The sequence below is a fragment of the Runella zeae DSM 19591 genome, from assembly GCF_000423565.1.
GTDB lineage: Bacteria > Bacteroidota > Bacteroidia > Cytophagales > Spirosomataceae > Runella > Runella zeae.
The window spans coordinates 158,245-178,553 of record NZ_AUIF01000003.1; the positions used below are offsets into that span (position 1 = coordinate 158,245).

14 protein-coding genes are annotated in these 20,309 nt (G+C 40.6%); 3 read left to right on the forward strand and 11 right to left on the reverse strand.

Annotated features, from left to right (window positions below; translation table 11 throughout):
* Positions 1-24 precede the first annotated feature (24 nt).
* The 7 genes from G563_RS0100785 to G563_RS33390 form a co-directional block, all read right to left on the reverse strand.
* Positions 25-723 carry a WbqC family protein gene (locus G563_RS0100785; RefSeq protein ID WP_028663609.1) on the reverse strand — a complete coding sequence of 233 codons (699 nt, stop codon included), beginning with the start codon at positions 721-723 and terminating at the stop codon, positions 25-27.
* Between the two features lie 56 nt (positions 724-779).
* Positions 780-2,858, reverse strand: a complete 2,079-nt coding sequence (locus G563_RS0100790; protein WP_037325732.1) for a glycosyltransferase family 39 protein — start codon at positions 2,856-2,858, stop codon at positions 780-782.
* Positions 2,859-3,009: 151 nt separating this feature from the next.
* Positions 3,010-4,083, reverse strand: a complete 1,074-nt coding sequence (locus G563_RS0100795) for a DegT/DnrJ/EryC1/StrS family aminotransferase (protein ID WP_028663611.1) — start codon at positions 4,081-4,083, stop codon at positions 3,010-3,012.
* A 5-nt stretch (positions 4,084-4,088) separates the two neighbouring features.
* Positions 4,089-5,339 (reverse strand): ABC transporter ATP-binding protein, encoded by a 1,251-nt coding sequence (locus G563_RS0100800; RefSeq protein WP_028663612.1) that lies wholly within the window; start codon positions 5,337-5,339, stop codon positions 4,089-4,091.
* Positions 5,340-5,374: 35 nt separating this feature from the next.
* Positions 5,375-6,217 (reverse strand): ABC transporter permease, encoded by an 843-nt coding sequence (locus tag G563_RS0100805; RefSeq protein ID WP_028663613.1) that lies wholly within the window; start codon positions 6,215-6,217, stop codon positions 5,375-5,377.
* Between the two features lie 70 nt (positions 6,218-6,287).
* Complete coding sequence (locus G563_RS0100810) at positions 6,288-7,373, reverse strand: hypothetical protein (protein ID WP_028663614.1); 1,086 nt, start codon at positions 7,371-7,373, stop codon at positions 6,288-6,290.
* Between the two features lie 58 nt (positions 7,374-7,431).
* Positions 7,432-9,915, reverse strand: coding sequence for a polysaccharide biosynthesis/export family protein (locus G563_RS33390; RefSeq protein ID WP_037325734.1), 2,484 nt, complete (start codon positions 9,913-9,915; stop codon positions 7,432-7,434).
* A 413-nt stretch (positions 9,916-10,328) separates the two neighbouring features.
* On the opposite strand from G563_RS33390, the gene G563_RS0100820 reads away from it, so the two are divergent.
* Positions 10,329-12,218: a DNA topoisomerase IV subunit B gene (locus G563_RS0100820; protein ID WP_028663615.1), complete on the forward strand. Its 1,890-nt coding sequence runs from the start codon at positions 10,329-10,331 to the stop codon at positions 12,216-12,218.
* 28 nt (positions 12,219-12,246) lie between these two features.
* Here the strand turns inward: G563_RS0100820 and gldG are convergent, their stop codons facing one another.
* The 4 genes from gldG to G563_RS0100840 form a co-directional block, all read right to left on the reverse strand.
* Complete coding sequence (gene gldG, locus G563_RS0100825; RefSeq protein ID WP_028663616.1) at positions 12,247-13,878, reverse strand: gliding motility-associated ABC transporter substrate-binding protein GldG; 1,632 nt, start codon at positions 13,876-13,878, stop codon at positions 12,247-12,249.
* A 24-nt stretch (positions 13,879-13,902) separates the two neighbouring features.
* Positions 13,903-14,232, reverse strand: coding sequence for a DMT family protein (locus tag G563_RS0100830; protein ID WP_028663617.1), 330 nt, complete (start codon positions 14,230-14,232; stop codon positions 13,903-13,905).
* 120 nt (positions 14,233-14,352) lie between these two features.
* Positions 14,353-16,299 carry a glucosamine-6-phosphate deaminase gene (gene nagB / locus G563_RS0100835; protein ID WP_028663618.1) on the reverse strand — a complete coding sequence of 649 codons (1,947 nt, stop codon included), beginning with the start codon at positions 16,297-16,299 and terminating at the stop codon, positions 14,353-14,355.
* A 96-nt stretch (positions 16,300-16,395) separates the two neighbouring features.
* The gene (locus G563_RS0100840) at positions 16,396-17,130 is read right to left on the reverse strand and encodes a copper homeostasis protein CutC (protein WP_028663619.1); all 735 of its coding nucleotides are present in this window, start codon (positions 17,128-17,130) and stop codon (positions 16,396-16,398) included.
* A gap of 134 nt (positions 17,131-17,264) precedes the next feature.
* On the opposite strand from G563_RS0100840, the gene G563_RS0100845 reads away from it, so the two are divergent.
* The gene (locus G563_RS0100845; RefSeq protein WP_028663620.1) at positions 17,265-18,641 is read left to right on the forward strand and encodes a DUF1800 domain-containing protein; all 1,377 of its coding nucleotides are present in this window, start codon (positions 17,265-17,267) and stop codon (positions 18,639-18,641) included.
* Positions 18,642-18,671: 30 nt separating this feature from the next.
* Entirely contained in the window at positions 18,672-20,222 is a 1,551-nt protein-coding gene (locus G563_RS0100850) for a DUF1501 domain-containing protein (protein WP_028663621.1), read from the forward strand.
* Positions 20,223-20,309 lie beyond the last annotated feature (87 nt).

Sequence of the window (20,309 nt, forward strand, 5' to 3'; positions counted from 1 at the left end):
CTCGATACTCTATCCTCAAAATGATTAAACCAATTCGTATTCGTTTAAAAAACCTTGGATGGTGGTTACATCATTAAACATCATGATGTCTATGATAGAAAGCCAAGGAACAAATTCATTCTTAAACTGTGGATATTCAATAGATTTAGATTTTATAAAACTCAATTGGATATCAGCTTGCTCAAAAATATTTTTGTCATATAGCTCCGTTCCTCCGATGGGGTTAATATAGTGGCTAGCGTTTTCTTGTTTACAAATATCAAGAATTCTTTCTTGAGCTTTTAAGTGAGTGTTTTGATAAATACTCGAACTTGGTACTATCTTTACTTGCATGCCCAAATAGTCTCTCAATACCCACAAACTACTACATATCCAGTCACTTACTTTTTCGGCGTCTAAATTGATGATTTTTTCGGTGACTGCAAAAGCCGAAAAATAAAAGGGGGCTTTTTTATAGGCTTGTTCGAGGGTTTTTAGAAATTTTCCTCGCCATTTAGGGTCTTTACTCAACACGATTTCATTGATGAGCTTATTTTGACTAGCATCTTGTAGGGGAATCGTAAACAAATAAGCTTGACCATTTACTAAAATCCTGTTACGATTAATCCACCCTTTATTGATATAGTTAACGTCATCATATACCACAAACTTATCTACGGCATTCATGAGTTGTAAATACCCAATGTAAGGCATAAAATAAGGCTGCATGATTCCTAGATGCATGAAAACAAAGGTTTTGGTTTAGACTGATTTATTTTATAAAGAACCCAACGAAAGAATTATTTCAGTTTGCGGAGGTAATAATCTTCGCCTGGTACAATAAGCCCCTTCATGGTAGTATCTGTCCCTAAGCGTAAGTCTGTTGGCAAAGGTGGGATTACATTCTTTGAAAAGAAAAGGTAATCTGCTTCTTTAGGAATCGGCTGAACCCCTTTCTCAAAAGGATTGATAGTAATCAATCTTCTTGAAAGATGCTTTCCATAAAGTGGATATTCGAAGTCGTCGTTGATTGTTCCCAAGGCTACGGTTGCGGAGTCAGGAACTATTTGATCGAATTTTTGATAAGCTTTCGTAATATCAGGACGAGCAAAAGTCATCATTGCAATGCGTTCAGTTTTGAAGGCAGAAGGCTTGCCCAATGCTGGAAATGGAAGACAACGAACATTGAGGAAGACCGAAAGTAATGCTGAGATACAAGCTACCACTGTCACAATACCGACGTATGTTTTGAGCGCTACCGAATAACCAGATTTGGCGAGGCTATATTTATGCGTAAACAAAAGAGATAGAAACAACACCCCAAATACTCCCGTTTCTTGAAAATAGCGTCCTTTCCAAGGGTCGTAGGGAGCTGAATATGATAGCGCTGCAAAATGTAATAGTAAAGCAATCGCTAAAAACCAATGTGCCGGCGAACGCACGATTCCGAATAATACCAAAAACACCAGAGGAAATACCAATGCAAATCCAAAAATCCCCCAATAAGGGTTTCCGTTGAAAAACTCAAAACGGCGCTCGAAAGAAAAAGGAACAATCGAAAACTCCGTAGTTTCGTCTAAACGCATTTTGAGCTTATCTTCCAGCCATACTAGGGGTTTGCGCATGCCACGGTTGATGTCTTGACCTATTTTGATATTTCTCAAGCCATCGAGATTGACAAAATCATACCCATACCTTACCGCATTGCGAGAGCCTTGCTCAAACAAATTGCGGAAGCCTCCGTTGGAAGTAGCTCTTTCAATAGATTGGTGCTTGAGTGAAGTGGGTGGCCCGATAGGATGCCCAAATACTTGGATATTTTTTACATATCCAGTGGGCAAAGTCCATATACAAAAACAAATCACGATGGCTGTTCCTAATTTGAAGATGGCGGGCCAGTTGATGTTAAGACTTACCGAAGCGCTATCTTGATTTTTGCTTTTAAGAAATACCGTATAAAGCATTACGATAAAAACAGAAGGCAGCAATAAGGTAAATGTGACTTTATGACCATACACTACTCCAAAACTCAAAGCAGCTAAGTATAAATAGCGGTTTTCTTTGGTTAAGCGGTAAGTAAACAAAAAATAAAGTAGGCAGCTTAGGTATGCTGCAAGTACAATGTCGGTTTCGGTAGTGATGGCTTGCATCAAAAAATCCAGAAACATCGCAAAGGCTAGCGCACAAAAAAAGCTAGCATTGAGCCGATTTTTAGTAATGCGCTGCGTAATACCAAAAATACATACCAACGTAATCCAGTAGGAAGCGTGATGAATGAGTTTAAAAGCATTTTCAAATTTACCGGTTATTAAATACGAATAAATTTGAATCGTACACACGCTCTTTGGATAAGTGTCTATATTCCAATTGGTACCACCAAAATGGGCCATGCTACCCCGCTGTATATATTGAATAACACGATTGAGGTGACCAGTCATGCTATCCCATTCATTGGGTACTGTAAAAAGCACTAACACTAAATTGATGAGCCCTATGACTACTACCGATACAATCATTACTCCAAACAAAAATTGCAAGTAAACCCCCGCACTTGCATACCATCGTTGGGCAGCATGCCATCGCTTGATGGCCATCTGTCGAGGCGAAAATGGAGTGGTTTGCGGAGAAAGTAGACCAAATATCAACTGGATAATAGTAGGCGGTATAAAAACGGAGAGTGCCCATGCCCATACATTCGCAGTAAGATGGAGAGGTGATAAACAATAACCTGTCACAATAATGCTACTAGCAAATAGAATAAAAGAGCTAATGAGCCATTCAATCAATGATGGACGGCAGATTTTTGCAGCTGTACGTCCAACATAGTATATAAACAGGGCAAAACAAATCAGTGTAATAGAATTTTGTATGAATATCATGAATGCTAAAAAGCTATGTCACCTACAAATGACTGATTGGAGGGGCGAAAATACGAATAAATTATCCAATAATCTGCTCTTTAGAGAAAAGGAGCAAATAAGACTATGGCGCATAAAGCGCCCAAATACGGCAGGCCAACTGCCCAATAAGCTACAAATGTTGATTAATCAGGGTAGCTATACGCTCTACATCTTCGTGAGCAAGTTCAGCATGAAGAGGTAAACAAAGTACCTTCAATGATATATCTTCTGAGACAGGACATGGCTCAGGATTTGAAAGAAATGGCAGTTTGTTGAGGGAAGGATAAAAGTATCTACGTGGGACGATGTCATGTTGACCTAGTACTTCTTTGATCGCCAACATTTTTGTTTCCGATTCGAATACTACAGGATAGTAGGCATAATTTCGCTCTAGTCCCCCGGCCCATTCGGGAGCTGAAAGATGAGTCCAATCAAGAAGTTCAGTGTACAAATCACAGACGGCTTTACGAGCAGCTATCAATTTTGATACGAGTGGTAAATTACACAGCCCCATCGCTGCATGAACCTCAGAATTTTTACCATTGATCCCCATGAAAAAGTAATCATCGCCACGGTGTCCAAAAGCACGCATGAGATGAAGTTTTTCGTGCCATTCTTTTTTGTTTGTAATGATAGCACCTCCTTCGATGGTGTGAAATAACTTGGTAGCATGAAAACTACACGTGGCAAAATCGCCATACGAGAGTAATGATTTACCAAGATAATTGGCCCCAAAAGCATGGGCACCATCATAAATCACTACCAAATTGTATTTTTTTGCAATTTTTTCAATTGCTTCTACGTCACAGGCGTTGCCATAGACGTGTGTTGCCATGATAGCCCGCGTATTTTCGGTAATTGCAGTCTCAATGAGGGCGGGATTGATGCAGTATGTTTTTGGGTCAATATCAACAAAAACGGGCTGATAGTTTTCCCATAAAATGACATTGGTCGTGGCTACGTAAGAGAAAGGAGTTGTGATAATTTCCCCTGGCTCGCTCAATAACTTGAGCGCCATCTGTAAAACGATCGTACCATTTCCACAAAAATTTAGGTATGATACACCCAAAAATTCTTTGAGGCCCTCTTCGAGTTGTTGGGCAAGAGGCCCATTGTTGGTAAGATATGCACTTTCCCAGATTTTTCTTAAATAGTCGACATATTGGTCAAAATCGGGAAGGTAGGTTTTGGTAACGTTAATCATTCCCTTTAGACCAGTACTTCTGATTGATTAATTTGAAAATTTAATTGGGGGCGGACATAGCCAGGCCATTTGCCATACCAAGTTACTCCTTCACGGTGGTCTTCTACTTCAAAAGAGAGAGCTTCGGGTAGTTGGAACAAAACAGTTGAAGTGTCTTTTACTACCATGATAGAGATCACATAGGAGCCATCATTGAGGAAATTACCCGGGATTTCGAGGGTAGCGGTCACCAATCCTTTTTCGAAAGATTGGGAAGTGGTACCTACATTAAAAATACATTCGCCCGTAAAAGCATATAGATGAAGGCTGAGATTTAGATCAGCACGCTCCAACATGTTCCAAAACTCAATGTGGACTTTTACAGATGTACGGACATCGATATAGTTTTTACCTTCTTGAAAATCGGGATCAATTCGTACCGTACGGAAGCGCACTTGGTCGTTGCCTGGACCTTGTTCGGGAGTTTCCCAATAATGCTCCAAATTGGTTTTAGCTACGTGGCTCAAGTAATTGTTGACTACATGAGTCGTATCACCTTGCATTTTGAGCTGACCATGTTCGAAGTAAAAAGCGCGATTACAAAGAGACTGAACCGCCGCCAGATTATGACTTACAAACAAAATAGTACGCCCACTTTCGGAGACGTCTCTCATTTTGCCAAGGCATTTTTTCTGAAAATCGGCATCCCCTACGGCCAAGACTTCATCAATGATAAGAATTTCGGGACTCAAATGCGCCGAAATCGCAAACCCTAGCCTTACGTACATTCCCGAAGAGTATCGTTTTACGGGAGTATCTAAGAATTTTTCTACACCAGCAAAATCAATGATGCTATCAAAAGCAGCTTTGATTTCGTGTTTCTTCATTCCCAAAATAGCTCCATTGAGGTAGATATTTTCGCGGCCAGTAAGCTCTGGGTGAAACCCAGTTCCTACTTCAAGCAAACTCGCCACCCGACCTTTGATAGTCACTTTTCCAGCAGAGGGTTCGGTAATTTTGCTCAGGATTTTTAATAAAGTAGATTTCCCAGCGCCATTATGCCCCACAATCCCCACTCTATCGCCCTGTTCTACTGTAAAGTTTACATCACGCAGTGCCCAAAACTCTTCTTTCTCAATTTCATCTTGTTCGCCTTTCCCAAAAAAGTGCTTAAATTTTTCGGAAAAAGTATCGCGCAAAGTAGAGCTTTTGCGCATCGCCTTTTGGTGATCGATGATATATTTTTTGCTTATATCTTCTGCTACAATAACCTGCATCGAGCGCTTAAAAGTTTATCTAAATCCAAAAGTAATCAAATGTAATCAACAAAAGAATTTTCCTCTTTACGAAAATAGTAAATGGAAATCCCTAACGTAAGTGCGATGATGCCCATTGCACTGTATAAATGCTCAATATTAAAGAAAGCGCCATCTCCCAAAAGACACCACTTAAAGCCGTCAATGATACTCACCAAAGGGTTAAGATAATAAATATCATACCACCAAACATCATGATTGGCTTCTACCAATTTACCACTATAGGCAATAGGGCAAACGTAAAAGCCTATTTGTACTAAAAAAGGGATAAGTTGCCCTATATCCCGAAACCGTACATTCATTACAGCAAAAATCAAGCCGAAGGAAAGTGCCGCGAGCAAACTCAACAAAACAAATACAGGTAAGAGTATAATTTGCCAATTGGGAGGGTGTTGATACCAAATCGCAATCACTGCATAAAGAAACAGCGAAATCAGGAAGTCAATAAAGCCAACTATAACTGAGCTCAAAGGCATGATAAGCCGTGGAAAATAGGTCTTCGTTACTAAGTTAGAGTTAATAAGAATACTATGGCTGATTTGGGTAAAAGTATTAGCAAATAAATTCCAGATAGTAATACCTGCCAACACCATCAAAGGATATGGGATACCCACATCTCCTTTGAGCCTAGCGATTTTGCTAAATACGAATACCATCACCACCGTGGTGGCAAAAGGCCGTAAAACGGCCCAAGCTGCTCCGATGGCAGTTTGTTTATAACGAACCGATAAGTCGCGTTTAGAAAGAATCCATAGTAATTCTCTGTTTTTCCATAAATCTTTCCAATAATTCTTGGCTCCGTGTCCGGCTTCAATAACTACTTCTTCCGAATATTTCATTAATGTTCAAGTAGATTAGAAAACAAAAAGACGTCCCTCTAAAGTTAGACGTCTTTTATGAGTATATCGTTTAACTTTTTACAGTTTTTTTCTTTAAATCTCTAAGGGCTTCTACATAAGTCTGCTTCGCAAGTATAAAAATAATTGCTACAAAAAAGCCAATAATCGCCCCAAACTTCATATTTTGACGAGTAAAAAGTTTGGTCTCAAGAGGTAGTACTGGAGGCTCTATGATAGTAAATAGAGGCGCTTCTTTCACAATTGACATCTTTAGACTTTCGAGACTGCGAGAGGCTTCTAAGTAAAGCGAGGAAACGAAAGTTGTACTTCGAGTGAGACGACCCTCCTCAACTTTTGCAGTAGGTGCTACTGCTTCGGTATTGATGACTGTGGTTTGGGCTAAACGACTCTCAGTTCTATTTAAGACCGCCCCTAACGAATCAACTCTCTTTTTCATGATTCCCATCATTTCACGCGATTTTCTTGTCTGATTTTCTTGATAAACGCGTTCTATTGTTTCCAATAATAGATAAGAAAATGTTCGGGCTACTATTTCATTTTCCATCGAAACAGCCAATTCATTAAAGGCTGTTTTCATATTAGGTTGTGAGATGCTAATTTCTCTATCGCGAACTTTATATAAAACCCCATCAAAAACTTGACGTTCAAGTTTCGACATGCTATCGCGACTAGTATGAGTAATTCTAACTTTGGTCCATTCTGGAAGGAAACTTGCCCATTCATCCTCTCTTAAGTAAGTAGAATCAAGATAGTAGTTTGCAAATAGCTCCGTTTTGCCATTGGCTAATTTGATAGGTGTTAGCAGGGCGCGTTCGAGTACAGGGCGGGTCTTAATGACATAAAAGAGATTTTCACCTGAAAATAATCCAGCATCGCCTTGGGGTGCCCCCATGCCTAGTAGACTTCCAAAGTTGCCCATTTCACTTCCTGATTTAGAGCCACTAATACTAAAAACAATCCTAGAAATATACTGTATCCGTTTGTTGTTTTCGGAGTCAACATAATACCCTATGGCTGTACCAATGCCGACCATGATTAGAAGAATCCACCAATTTTTGAGAACCAAATCTTTGGTTTCAATTATTTTTTGGAATATCAGCTTGGGAGTAAGTGTTGCTTGTTCTTGTTGTTCCATGATATAATGATCACTAACCTAAAGTCTTTGAAAATGTTGTCTACTAATCGCAATTTGGCTATTGACTTCCCAATACTCTAAATGCAAGTACTGTGGTAATCAATGTCATTACTGTTGATGAAATTCCAATAACAGATTGGAGGGCGCGTTGAGCTTCGGCCAAGTCTGATTGAGTACGCTGAGGTACACGGATTTCGGAACCAGGTTCTACTTTAGGGTATATGTTGAAGAATAGAAACTTACGAGTACGGTCGATTGAGCCATTAGGATAAATAACGTACGACTTACGTTTCAATGACATTCTCGTAAAGCCACCTGCTTGTGAGATAAAATCCATGAAAGAACTACCACTGCGATACTTGACCGTTGTTGGAAACAACAATTCTCCCTGAACACGTACTGTTTCGAGGCGTTTAGGAATGTCGATTACATCGCCATCTTGAAGGATAATATCCTCGCGGCCTCCTGGATTACGTAAGATACGCGCTAAATCAATCCCAATTGCTTCTTGCTTGTCTTTTGACACATTTTCGCCCACAAATTGTCCTTTTTTTGCATCATCCGAAATCACTGCTACGGCTTTGTTTCTTTGTTCGATTTCTTCGTCAGTCAATGCTATTTTTCTCAACAACGTAGCCCCGTTGATATAGGCTTGTGCCGTGAGTCCACCGGCTCTTTTAAGCATGTCCGAAAGTTTTTCGTCTTTAGCTTTGATACCGTATAGCCCAGGACTTACAATTTCCCCTTTCATCGTAACGAAAGTTTGAGGTTGGTAATTGGTAGAAGGTCGTACCAATACTTCATCATAAGGCTCCAATACAAATCGGCTATCGTTGGCGTCCATGGTAAGGTCACGATTGATATCAAAAAGGAAAATATCTGCCACTTGTGCCGAAATGGATTGAACATTGACGTCACGTTTGCGGCGTACGACTTCTATTTGAGAAGTTGCGGCTGATTCTTTGAAACCTCCTGATTGGATAATCGCATCTTCTAGCGTCAGATTAGAAGTATAGTTAAGATTTACCTCTGGACCTAGGTTTACTTCGCCAGTAATTCTAATATAAGCCCCTTCTCTGAGTTGGAATTTTGAAGGAATGATGATTTGGTCTTCTCGTCTTAATAATAAGTCATCAACTTTGCCATTCATCATATCAGCTAGGTTGATAGAAATATTTTCGACCGATAGGTCATCGCGAGTACGAATGACGTTGATACGTCCTGTAAATGCCTCTCCCGTAAGTCCTTCGGCATTTTTGATGAGTTCGAGTAGGGTTTTGTTTTGGTCTAAAGAATATTGACCAGGTCTGAATACTGGACCCGAAATCGTTACCATATTCTCGAAACGGTCAAGTAGCATATCTGCGGAGATTTCATCACCATTTCTAGGGACAAACTTGTCATACTCAGACGAACGTATATCCACGATTTTACGCTCTTTGGTAGTAAGACCTAGGACTTTGAGGCGGTCGGTATAAGCATTTTCTGTAAATCCACCCGCATACTCTAATACCTTTGTAATGGTTTCATTAGGTAGCAATTCATAAAGGCCTGGACGCTTTACGTTTCCTTTTATTTCTACTCTCTTATTATAAACACCTACTTGGATTACGTCATTGTCTTGCAAACGAATATCGGTATTCAAAGCACCACTCATGAGAAGTTCATACAAGTCGAGGGTTGCCACGGTTTTATTTCGTCTTACTACTTTTATTTGGCGAAACGACCCTAACTCGTTAGGACCTCCGGTAAGTTGTAGAGCATTAAGAGCCGTAGAAAGAGATGAAACACTGTAAGTGCCTGGCGTAATTACTTCCCCAAGTACCGTAACCCGAATGGTGCGTATTCTGCCTAAACTCAACAAAAGAAAAGTACTAGCATTGCTACCTGGAGCTCCAAGGTTATTGTAGTAAGGAGATAATCGAGTGATTAATTCCTTTTGAGCTTGCTCAATTGTGCGTCCGCTTAATTGTACTGCCCCGATGGGTTTTACAAAGGCAAAACCATCTGAGTTGACAGGCAATTCAATCAATGACTGTGAGTATCCATAAATATACGCGCTTAGTTCATCGCCCGGGCCGATAGTATAATCACGGGGGGTGGCCATGTTTTCAGAGGGTGCAAAACTGACTTTTGAATTGTTAAATAGTTGATAACCAAAGATTTTACGGCGCAGCTTTGTCAATTCCGCTTCTCGTAAGGCCTCGTCTGCATCTGCGGTTGTTGCTTGATCTTTTTGATCAGTAGCTTTCTCGACTTGGTCTATTGCCGTTTTAGGATCGGCTTTAGGATCACTGCCTTTTTCAGTAGCTGTTGTGGTAGAAGGAGTGGTATTGGTAGAGGGCGCCGTAGTGCTTGGCTGCCCTGTACTACTAGGAGCAGAGGGCTGTCCTTGAGTGGCTGTTCCAGAGCTGCCGCTGGGCGCTCCACCCGTAGGAGTTTGAGCGTATACAGCAGTAAGAGTAAATAGACTGACAGAAAAAACATGTAAAAAAGCACGTGTGGCGTGCATGGCAGAAAAACTTCCAAAAAACTTCTTCATGAAATAATGTTCAAAAGCAAAATTCTTAGTTTCTGATTAACAATAAATTAACACATCAACAAAGCCAATCTATTTATAGAATCAAATTGGCCGACAAAGTAACGCAACTTTTTCATTTTTTTAAACTTTTTTCTTTTTTACGGCCATTTTCGGGGCTTATTGTATAATTTTTCCGATATTCCCATATTCTATAAAAAAACGCACTTGTGAAACAAATCGCATACCGTTAAATAAATAAGCCAATGTGAATCTACAAAAAGAACTTTGTTTTACAAAGTAACTTTAAATTGTATCAACTAACCAAACTTTTGTTGATAAAAATTTTTATAAAATTCTTTTTGGCTTTTAAAACGTTGTATTTAGCGTAGATTAAAACGAAATTTGTAAAAAGGTAACCCTTATTAAGATAAAAAATGGCAGAAGAAGTAAAGTACGACGAAAGCAGCATTCGTTCGTTAGATTGGAAAGAGCATATTCGATTGCGTCCTGGAATGTACATTGGTAAATTGGGAGATGGTTCCGCTGCTGATGACGGTATCTATGTGTTGGTTAAGGAAATCATTGACAATTCTATCGACGAACATACCATGGGATATGGTAAAACAGTAGATATCAAAGTTACGGAGCATAGGGTAGAAGTAAGAGATTATGGGAGGGGGATTCCGCTTGGAAAAGTGGTAGATTGTGTGTCTAAAATCAATACAGGAGGAAAGTATGATTCAGGAGCTTTCCAAAAATCAGTAGGATTGAATGGGGTAGGTACTAAGGCGGTCAATGCTCTCTCTACTTACTTTAAAGTTCAATCGTTTAGGGAAGGAAAAACAAAATGGGTCGAATTCAAAAAAGGGGAAGTCATAGCAGAATCTGGGGAAGAAGATACAAATCAGCGCAATGGTACGATGATGATTTTTGAGCCAGATAATACTATTTTCAAAAATTACCATTATATCCCGCAGTTTTTGACCAATATGATTTGGAATTACTGCTATCTCAATGCAGGGCTTAGTATTAATTTCAACGGACAAAAGTTTGTTTCCCAAAATGGCCTTCTAGATTTGTTGAGCAATAAAACCGACGAAGATGCCATTAGGTACCCTATTATACACCTCAAAGGACAAGATATTGAGATTGCGCTTACTCATGGCAACCAATACGGCGAAGAATATTACTCTTTTGTGAATGGACAATATACCACGCAGGGTGGAACACACCTAATGGCATTTCGGCAATCTTTGGTAGATACAGTGAGGGAGCATTATGGTAAAGATTATGCCTTTGAAGATGTGCGTGCTTCTATCATTGCAGCGGTTAGCATTCGGGTACAAGAGCCTGTTTTTGAATCCCAAACCAAGACTAAATTAGGTTCTAACAATATTTCTCCCGATCCCAATAGCCCTACGGTAAGGACTTTTATAAATGATTTTTTGAAAGCCAAACTTGACAATTACCTCCATATGAATCCGGCGGTAAAAGAAGCTCTAAAGAAACGCATTGAGCAGTCGGAAAGGGAAAGAAAAGAACTGGCAGGTATAAAAAAACTGGCCAACGAAAGAGCTAAAAAAGCTAGTTTGCACAACAAAAAATTAAGAGATTGCCGGAATCATTTACCAGATGTAAAATCTGAGGATCGTTACGAAACCACTTTGTTTATCACAGAAGGAGATTCGGCAAGTGGGTCCATTACAAAAGCCCGTAATGTACAAACCCAAGCCGTATTTAGCTTGCGAGGCAAACCTCTCAACTGTTTTGGACTTACCAAAAAAGTAGTATACGAAAACGAAGAATTTAATCTCTTGCAACATGCCCTTGATATTGAAGAAGGATTAGAAAATTTGCGATTCAATCGCATCGTAATTGCGACCGATGCCGACGTGGATGGAATGCACATTCGTTTGCTGATGCTTACTTTTTTCTTGCAGTTTTTTCCAGATTTGGTTCGAAATGGGCACGTTTACATTCTCCAAACGCCCCTTTTTAGGGTGCGCAATCCACGTAATCACAAAGAGACGATTTACTGCTATAGTGAAGAAGAAAGAGTAAAAGCAATTAAAAAACTGGGTGGTAACAAAAAAGTAGAAATTACGCGGTTTAAAGGACTAGGTGAAATCTCTCCTGATGAGTTTGGTAAATTTATCGGCGAGAATATGCGCTTGGAGCCAGTGATTTTGAAGAAAGAGGTCACCATTCAAAAGTTGTTGACTTATTACATGGGCAAAAATACGCCTGAACGTCAGCGATTTATCATCGAAAATCTGCGGGTAGAAAGAGATGTGTTGGAAGAGGAAGCTGCTATAGCATCTTAATCTAAAGGGGGGCTTCCCCCTTTTTTGTTTATTTCGCAAATTGACTTTTGCGCCACCATTGAAATCCTAATCCTAGTAGACCAATCAAAGCCAGAGGGGCGATTAAATTGATTAATTGCCACTGGGTTCGTTCTTCTTTTAGTCTAATTTTGTCTAATGGCCTCAGCATTACTTGTTTGTTACGAGCCGTAATCAGTCCTTTAGGATCTACGAGATAGTCTATGGCATACAGTACAAAATCCTTGTTGGCATAAGTATACCTAGTGAGGCGATCATAGCCCATAGGTAGAGGGGCGTTGCGGGTGTAGTCAATGTCATTGACAATCATGTCGCCGTCTGACACAACGATAATTTTACTAGGTTTGCTTTGACCCACAAACGAACTCATACGAGGGTCGGTAGGAAGTAAACGATTGTTGTAAAGAGAAGAAAAGGTGCCTTCTAGCAATAAGCCGATGGTTTTTACGCCATTGTTATATTCTCTAGGGTCGGGTTGTTGACGGGCTTCGTTGTAGGCAATTAAGGCGGGTACTTTCAAAGTTTTGGTATATTGCGATGTAAGTAAAAGAGGAGTTTTAACCACATTGGGAGCCATAACCGTATCAATAGTACTAGGAAAACGGCTATATACTGCGTCTAAGTTTCGTACGATAGGATTTGCTCCAAAGTTGTTGATCAACGGGAAGAATCGCCAAGGCATAGGTTGGATTTGTGGTTTATCTCCCATATTCCCTACATTGAGCGGAATCATCGCACAACTCAGGTCTTTTATTAGATTTGGATTGATGCGGCACCCATACTTAAAAAGTAAATCATCTAAGTTGAGTGAAAGTGGCTGGGCAAAAGTCCCCTCTAAACTTACGCTATCGACCTGAGCACCATCAGCAAAAATCAGTAATTTACCACCTCGCATCACAAACTGATCCAATTTGTATTTTTCTTCTTCGCTAAAAGGTGAGTCAGGTTTTGGAATGATTAAGAGATCTCCTTTATCCCAAGAATCAGGATTCTGGGCATCGAAATATAAATCATAGTTTTGCTGGAGTGTTGCTAATAAATCAGAGAAACGTGGGGGTGGTACTTTGGTATGGCCGACCAAAAAACCAATCTTTTTGCGGTCTTTTAATGTAAGACGTCTAATCGTCGATGCGAGCTCAAATTCTACCCCTTCATAAGATTGATTGAGGCGTTCTTCAGGACCAGAAGCTTGATTTCCTTTCAATAACTGAACAGGGTATTCTTTGCCTCCATAAAAAATAAGAGCACCCGGGAAAATCAGCCTCTCCGTGCGTTTGCCGTCTTCATTGGCAAAAAGATTGGTAGGAATAAGACCTTTTTGAGTCAGCTCTTCTTGGAGTTTTGGATCATTGGGCTCGATAAATCTATAGGCAATGTTGCTTCCTCCGTAGTCAGCAAATGATTCTAAGGTTTCTTTGATTGCTCTCTCAAGTCGCTCAAAACCAGGCGGAAAGTCTCCTGATAAATATACATTGATGACGATTTGTTCGTCTAGGTTTTGGAGTAGGTTTTTGGTCGCATCAGAAATGGTATAGCGTTTTTCTTGGGTTAAGTCCCATCTCAAAAAAACAAAAGATGCTAGGAGATTGATGCCAATGAGGATGGCAACCAAAACGGATATTTTTATGAGTTGTTGTTTCATTCAAAATAGAATAAAAACGGCAAATTACCATTTTTTAAAAACAAAGAATACTGCCAAAACCATCAGACCAAAGCCCACCAAATAATTCCAACGAACTTCTTCTTTTAGATAAAAAACTGCAAATCCTACAAATACAGTCAGACTTACTACTTCTTGAATCGTTTTAAGCTCGAAAGCATTAAACTCATAGGAACCGATACGATTAGCAGGAACGGCGATGCAATATTCTAAAAAAGCAATAAGCCAACTAACTAAGATAACTTTCCAAAGTGAAGTTTCTTTAAACTTCAGGTGCCAATACCAAGCGGTTGTCATAAAAACATTTGATAGTAGCAGTAACAAAACCGTACGCATACGAAAGATGAATAAGAACGTTGCAGCAAATATAAGCGTAAAAAAACAAAGCGTTAGCGAGTTTTACACCTGCTAACGCTTGATTATTATCTTATTGTATATTGTTTACCAAAAACACTATTAAAAATGCCAACGTACAAAGGCTTCCATAGCTTCGTACTCTGCTAAGCCCAATTGGTCGTATAAGCGAGCTGTTCCGCTGTTACGTTCTTCTGCACGTTGCCAAAATTCTCGTGAGTCTTCTCCCTGGAACACAACACCGTCTTTTTGGGATTGGTGTTTGAAGATACCAAGACGTTTTTTGACAACTTGGTCAGGACTCATTGGTACAGCCATTTCGATTTCGTGGATGTCCCACTCGGCCCATGCACCACGATAAAGCCATACCCAGCAATCTTTCATGAAGTTTTTGTGCTTCAATTGTTTAAGGGCTGCTTCGATGGCGTCCCAACATACCTTGTGAGTGCCATGAGGGTCAGCAAAATCGCCAGCAGCATAAATTTGGTGTGGTTTCACCTCTTCTATCAAATTAACAATGATTTTGACATCATCATCGCTAATGGGTTTCTTTTGGATTGTGCCGGTTTCATAAAAAGGCATATCTAAGAAGTGAAAATGCTCCGTGCCCACAAAACGGCAAGTAGATTTGGCTTCGCCTCTACGAATAATACCCTTTACATACCGAACTTCTGGTGTATCGATTTCGCTGTCTTTTTTCTTTTTGAGGAATTCTTTTGCATCCTCAAAAATTTTCATGGCGGCGGGGCTTTCTATGCCAAACTTCTGGTTATAGTCTACCACAAAGTCGATAAAACGAAAAGCTTCATCGTCAGCAACGGCAATGTTGCCAGAGGTTTGGTAAGCTACATGCACCTCATGACCTTGGTCAACGAGACGCTGGAAAGTACCTCCCATTGAGATAATATCATCGTCGGGGTGAGGGCTGAAAATAATCACCCGCTTTTTGGCAGGTAATGCTCTCTCGGGACGGTGAGTATCATCAGCGTTTGGTTTTCCGCCAGGCCATCCTGTAATAGTATGCTGAAGCTGATTGAAAACATTGATGTTGATGTCGTAGGCTGAACCGTGAGCCGCAAGCATATCACTCATCCCATTGTCGTTGTAATCTTTGGTAGTGAGTTTAAGAATTGGCTTTTTAAGGGTCAAAGACAAATGTGTCACGGCTTTTTTTATCATAGAGTTGTCCCACTCTACTGTATCTACTAGCCACGGTGTTTTTACGCGAGTAAGCTCTGAGGCAGCACGCTCATCTACAAAGAAAGACGTATTGGGGTGAGCTTGGAGATACGATGCAGGTACATGTTCTGTTACGGGGCCTTCTACTGAGGCTTTGATCATGGGTGCTTTGCGCTCGCCCCAAGCGAGGAGTACTATACGCTTGGCATTCATGATGATAGATACCCCCATGGTAATGGCTTTTTTGGGAACTTGATGTAGCCCGCCAAACTCCATAGCCGCCGCCGCCCGAGTGGAGTGGTCTAGCGTCATCAGACGTGTTCGCGAATTGATTAACGAACCAGGCTCATTGAAGCCAATGTGCCCATTGCCCCCTATTCCTAACAATTGAAAGTCAATACCTCCTAAGGCGTTGATTTTGTTTTCATAACTTTGGGCAAATTCCGCAATCATTGGAGCCGGAATCGCACCATCAGGAATGAAATAGTTTTCTTTAGGAATGTCAACATGATCAAAAAGCTGCTCACGCATAAAGCGTACGTAGCTGTGAATCGAATCAGGCTGCATGGGATAGTATTCGTCCAAGTTGAACGTAATAACATTCTTAAAACTAAGGCCCTCTTCTCGGTGCATTTTGATAAGACGGGCATACACGGTCTTGGGAGAGGAGCCCGTCGCAAGACCTAATACACAAGGTTTGCCCTCTTTTTGTTTGCTGCGGATCAAGTCGGCGATTTCTTGCGCTACTGCTCCAGACGCATCTTTTGCATCTGCATAAATCTGGGTGGGAATTTTTTCGTAGGTAATCGCTTGACCTATAATGCCACTGTCGGCAGCTTGGGCTTGAATCATTAAAGGTTCAGTAATCATGATATCAAGAGAAGAAGTGATTTTTTCGGATTCAAAGGTAGCTACTTGTAAGAATATTAACGAGTTAAATTAATAAAAAATTTTAAAAATACTTTTTTATTGATTAAACTTTTCAACTAAAGCCCTGATTTTGACTTCATCACTATAAATAATTTCGTACTCATTGGCTGGCAAGACGGAAGCCATATTGAGGCCTTCTTTCTTAAAAATCATCGCACCTTCCCGGACGGCCTTGCCAGTGAGGTGAAGGGCATGTACGCCTGTTTGGGCTAAAAGTAGGGCATTGTCGGCATTTACGCCTGCGCCAGCCATTATTTCGATTCGGTTGTTTGCTTTTTTTACAATTTGTTCCAAAAGCTGCCAACCTTCTGGAGCGGTATTGTGCTGGCCTGAGGTCAAAATTCGTTCAGCCCCGGTCTCAATGATTGCCTCTAAGGCTTCAAAAGGATCGGGAGTGACATCGAAAGCACGATGAAAAGTTACGCCCATAGGATAGGCTATTTGCACCAATTCTTTGGTGACCTCAATATTTACTTTACCGTTAGGCTCCAAAATACCAAATACTACTCCGTCAGCTCCTAACTGTTTAGCCGTTTCTATGTCAGATTTCATGGTTTCAATTTCGTAGGTATCATAGCAAAAATCTCCCCCTCTAGGACGAATCATGACGTATATTTTGAGAGATAATAAGCTTCGAGCAAGTTTGATAAGACCATAGCTCGGAGTAGTGCCACCTTCATAAAGACCACCACACAGTTCGACGCGCTGCGCACCTGCTTTTTGAGCATTCAAACAAGATTCAATGGAAAACGTACATACTTCAACCTGCATGCGAACAATAAATTTTAAGGATTGATTATCAGTAAATTAAAAATTATCTTTGATAGGTAAAAATTAAACCATTTTGGTACAAATTTGTCTATTTAAAAGAATAAAACGTAAATATCTGTAAAAAAGCTACCAATATGCCAGTTTGGGATTTATCTAATGCCAAACATCTACTATCAAGGTGTTTGTTTGGGTATTCGCGCAAAGACCTACAAAGAGCGCTCGCTTACTCCACCGTAGAGGCATTTGTAGAGAAAGAACTTCTCGCTGATTCACCTTTGCCTGCTCCGCCAGGAGATTGGATAACTGAAACACCGGTAAACAACAATTTAGAAGGAGAACGATATCGTTCACTCACTTATTGGTGGTATGATAGAATGCTTGCCGAAGAAACCAACATGCGTGAAAAAATGGTGTTGTTTTGGCATAATCATTTTGTGTCTGCTCGCGACAAAGTAAATTACCCTCAACATATGTATATCCAAAACGCTTTGTTTCGGCGTATGGCGTGGGGGAATTTTCGTCAACTTACCAAAGAAGTTACCATTGATCCCGCAATGTTGATTTATTTGGACGGTAGACTAAGCCGCAACAATAGCCCCAATGAAAACTACGCTCGTGAGCTAATGGAGCTTTTTACGTTGGGTATTGGCAATTATACCGAAGAAGATATAAAACAAGCCGCCTTGGCTTTGACAGGATGGCAAGTCAATGGGCTAACGGCCACTTTTGTGCCGTCTCGTTTTGCTAATTCTAACAAAACATTTTTTGGAAAAACGGGTAATTTTAACCACGAAAATATCATAGATATTATCTTAGAAAAGCCTCAAGCGGCGGAATTTGTGTGTCGGAAGCTCTACAAAGAGTTTGTGTTTTATAAGCCAAACGAAGCTTTTATCAAACAAATGGCAAACGTATTTAGGCAAAACAATTATGAGATTCGGCCTGTGCTATCGTTTTTGTTGACCTCCGAGGAGTTTTTTAGTACTCAATACAAAGGTGCCAAAATCAAAAACCCGATGGAAATTACCTTGGGTGTTTTGAAGGCGTTTGACTTGACTGCCGTGCAGATTACTCCTTCAGCGGACTGGGCTTATATTTTTAGCCAAACGCAAGCCCTTCAGCAGCAATTGTTTTCGCCCCCTGATGTCCAGGGATGGGTAGGGCAGCGGGATTGGATTAGTTCTACTACCTATGCCGTTAGAGGAGGCTTCTCAGATTATGTCGTCAATGCTATGGGCAATACCCGCAGTACACAATTTAAGCTTATACCCCCTCCAGTAGACTATGCTCGGAGCTATAAAACCTCAGAGGAAGCCATCAAATTTGTAGATGATATTGTGAGTGTGTTTTTACAGTTTCCAATAAGCTCTCCCAAAAAGCAAACCTTAGTCAATACATTGCTTGGGAGTACAATATTGGCCAATTGGTCCACAAGTACACCTGGTGCTGAAAACCAAATAAAAGCGTTGTTGAAGGCCATTATGCGGCTTCCTGAGTTTCAATTTGCGTAATTCTTAATATTTCCTTCATTTTCCAATCGTATGAATCGTAAAGAATTTTTAAAACAGTTGAGTCTCGTTTCAGGAGGCGTAGCTTTTGGAATGAACGGAGTGCCTGTCAAGGCGTTTGCGTATAATCCTTTTGCGGTTCAGATGGAAGCGACCGCCGGGAAAATCCTTGTATTGGTACAATTGGCCGGCGGAAATGACGGTCTCAATACTGTCATCCCCTACGAAAGTGCAGCTTATTATAGTCGCCGGGCAAACATTGCGATCAGGAAGCAGGATGTATTACCACTTAACAGTCAAATTGGGCTCAACCCCAATATGATAGCCCTCAAAAATTTGTACGATAATGGTAAAATGACCCTCGTGCAAAGTGTAGGCTACGCAAATCCAAATCGGTCACATTTTAGAGCTACAGATATTTGGCTGACGGCTTCCAATGCTGAAGAGTTGTTGGATGAAGGATGGGCAGGACGGTATTTGACAAAAATGTATCCCGGTTTCCCGGTGTCTATTCCTGGGCATCCGATGGCAGTACAGCTAGGTTCGGTCGAGTCTTTGTTGATTCAGACAGATTTGGGGTCTACGGGTGTGGTATTTAGCAGTCCCACCAATTTTTATAATTTGGTCAATGGCACCACGATTGACAATGAGCCTATTCCGGATACATTGGCGGGTGAAGAACTGAAGTTTATGCGGCAAATCGCGACTCAGTCGGTGGCATACTCAGGAGTGATTAAACAAAAATGGGAGATTTCGGCCAAAAATATATCTCCTTACCCTTCTACAGGATTGGCAAGTCAACTCAGGATAGTAGGTGAATTGATAGGTGGAGGACTCCAAACGCCCGTATATCTCACCACTATAGGTGGGTTTGATACTCATGCTAATCAAGTAGTTGCGAATGCTACCACCACTGGTACACACGCCAACCTTCTTAAAACGGTGTCGGAAGCTGTAGCGGCATTTCAAAAAGACCTAGAAAAAAGAGGCTTAGCCGATAAAGTAGTAGTTATGACTTTTTCGGAATTTGGGCGGCGAGTAAATCAAAACGGTACAATGGGAACAGACCACGGCTCAGCAGCGCCATTGTTTGTGATTGGAAATAGCGTAAGAGGGGGAATTATAGGGAAAACCCCAAGCCTGACAGACTTAGATGCGAATGGAGATATTAAATTTGAATTTGATTTTAGGCAAATATATACTAGCATCTTACAAGATCATTTAGGCGTCGAATCGCCAGTAGTTAAGGATATTATGGGGCAAAGAGATTTTTCTACCTTACCTATTTTTCGAACTTCTACTACTCCGCTTTTGGTTCATAACGACGAATTTTCACTGGAGCAAAATTTCCCTAATCCTTTTGTGGAGACCACCCAAATCCGGTATTCTGTTAATAAAAAAATGAGTATTAAGCTATCGCTTTATGATATGCTAGGGAGAGAAGTGATGACACTCAAAGAAGCTACTTTACCTGCGGGCAATTATACGGCCCAACTCAACGGTGAGCAGTGGATGCCAGGTTTGTATTTTTGTATGATGAAGTGCGACTCGGGTCAAAAAGTAATTCGTATTGTAAAAGCGTAGTGAGCAAATTTGAACTCTACCATTTAGGATTAAGTGTAGCTCACAACAAATTATAAAGTCTTACGTTTTTTAATTTGGTATAATTTT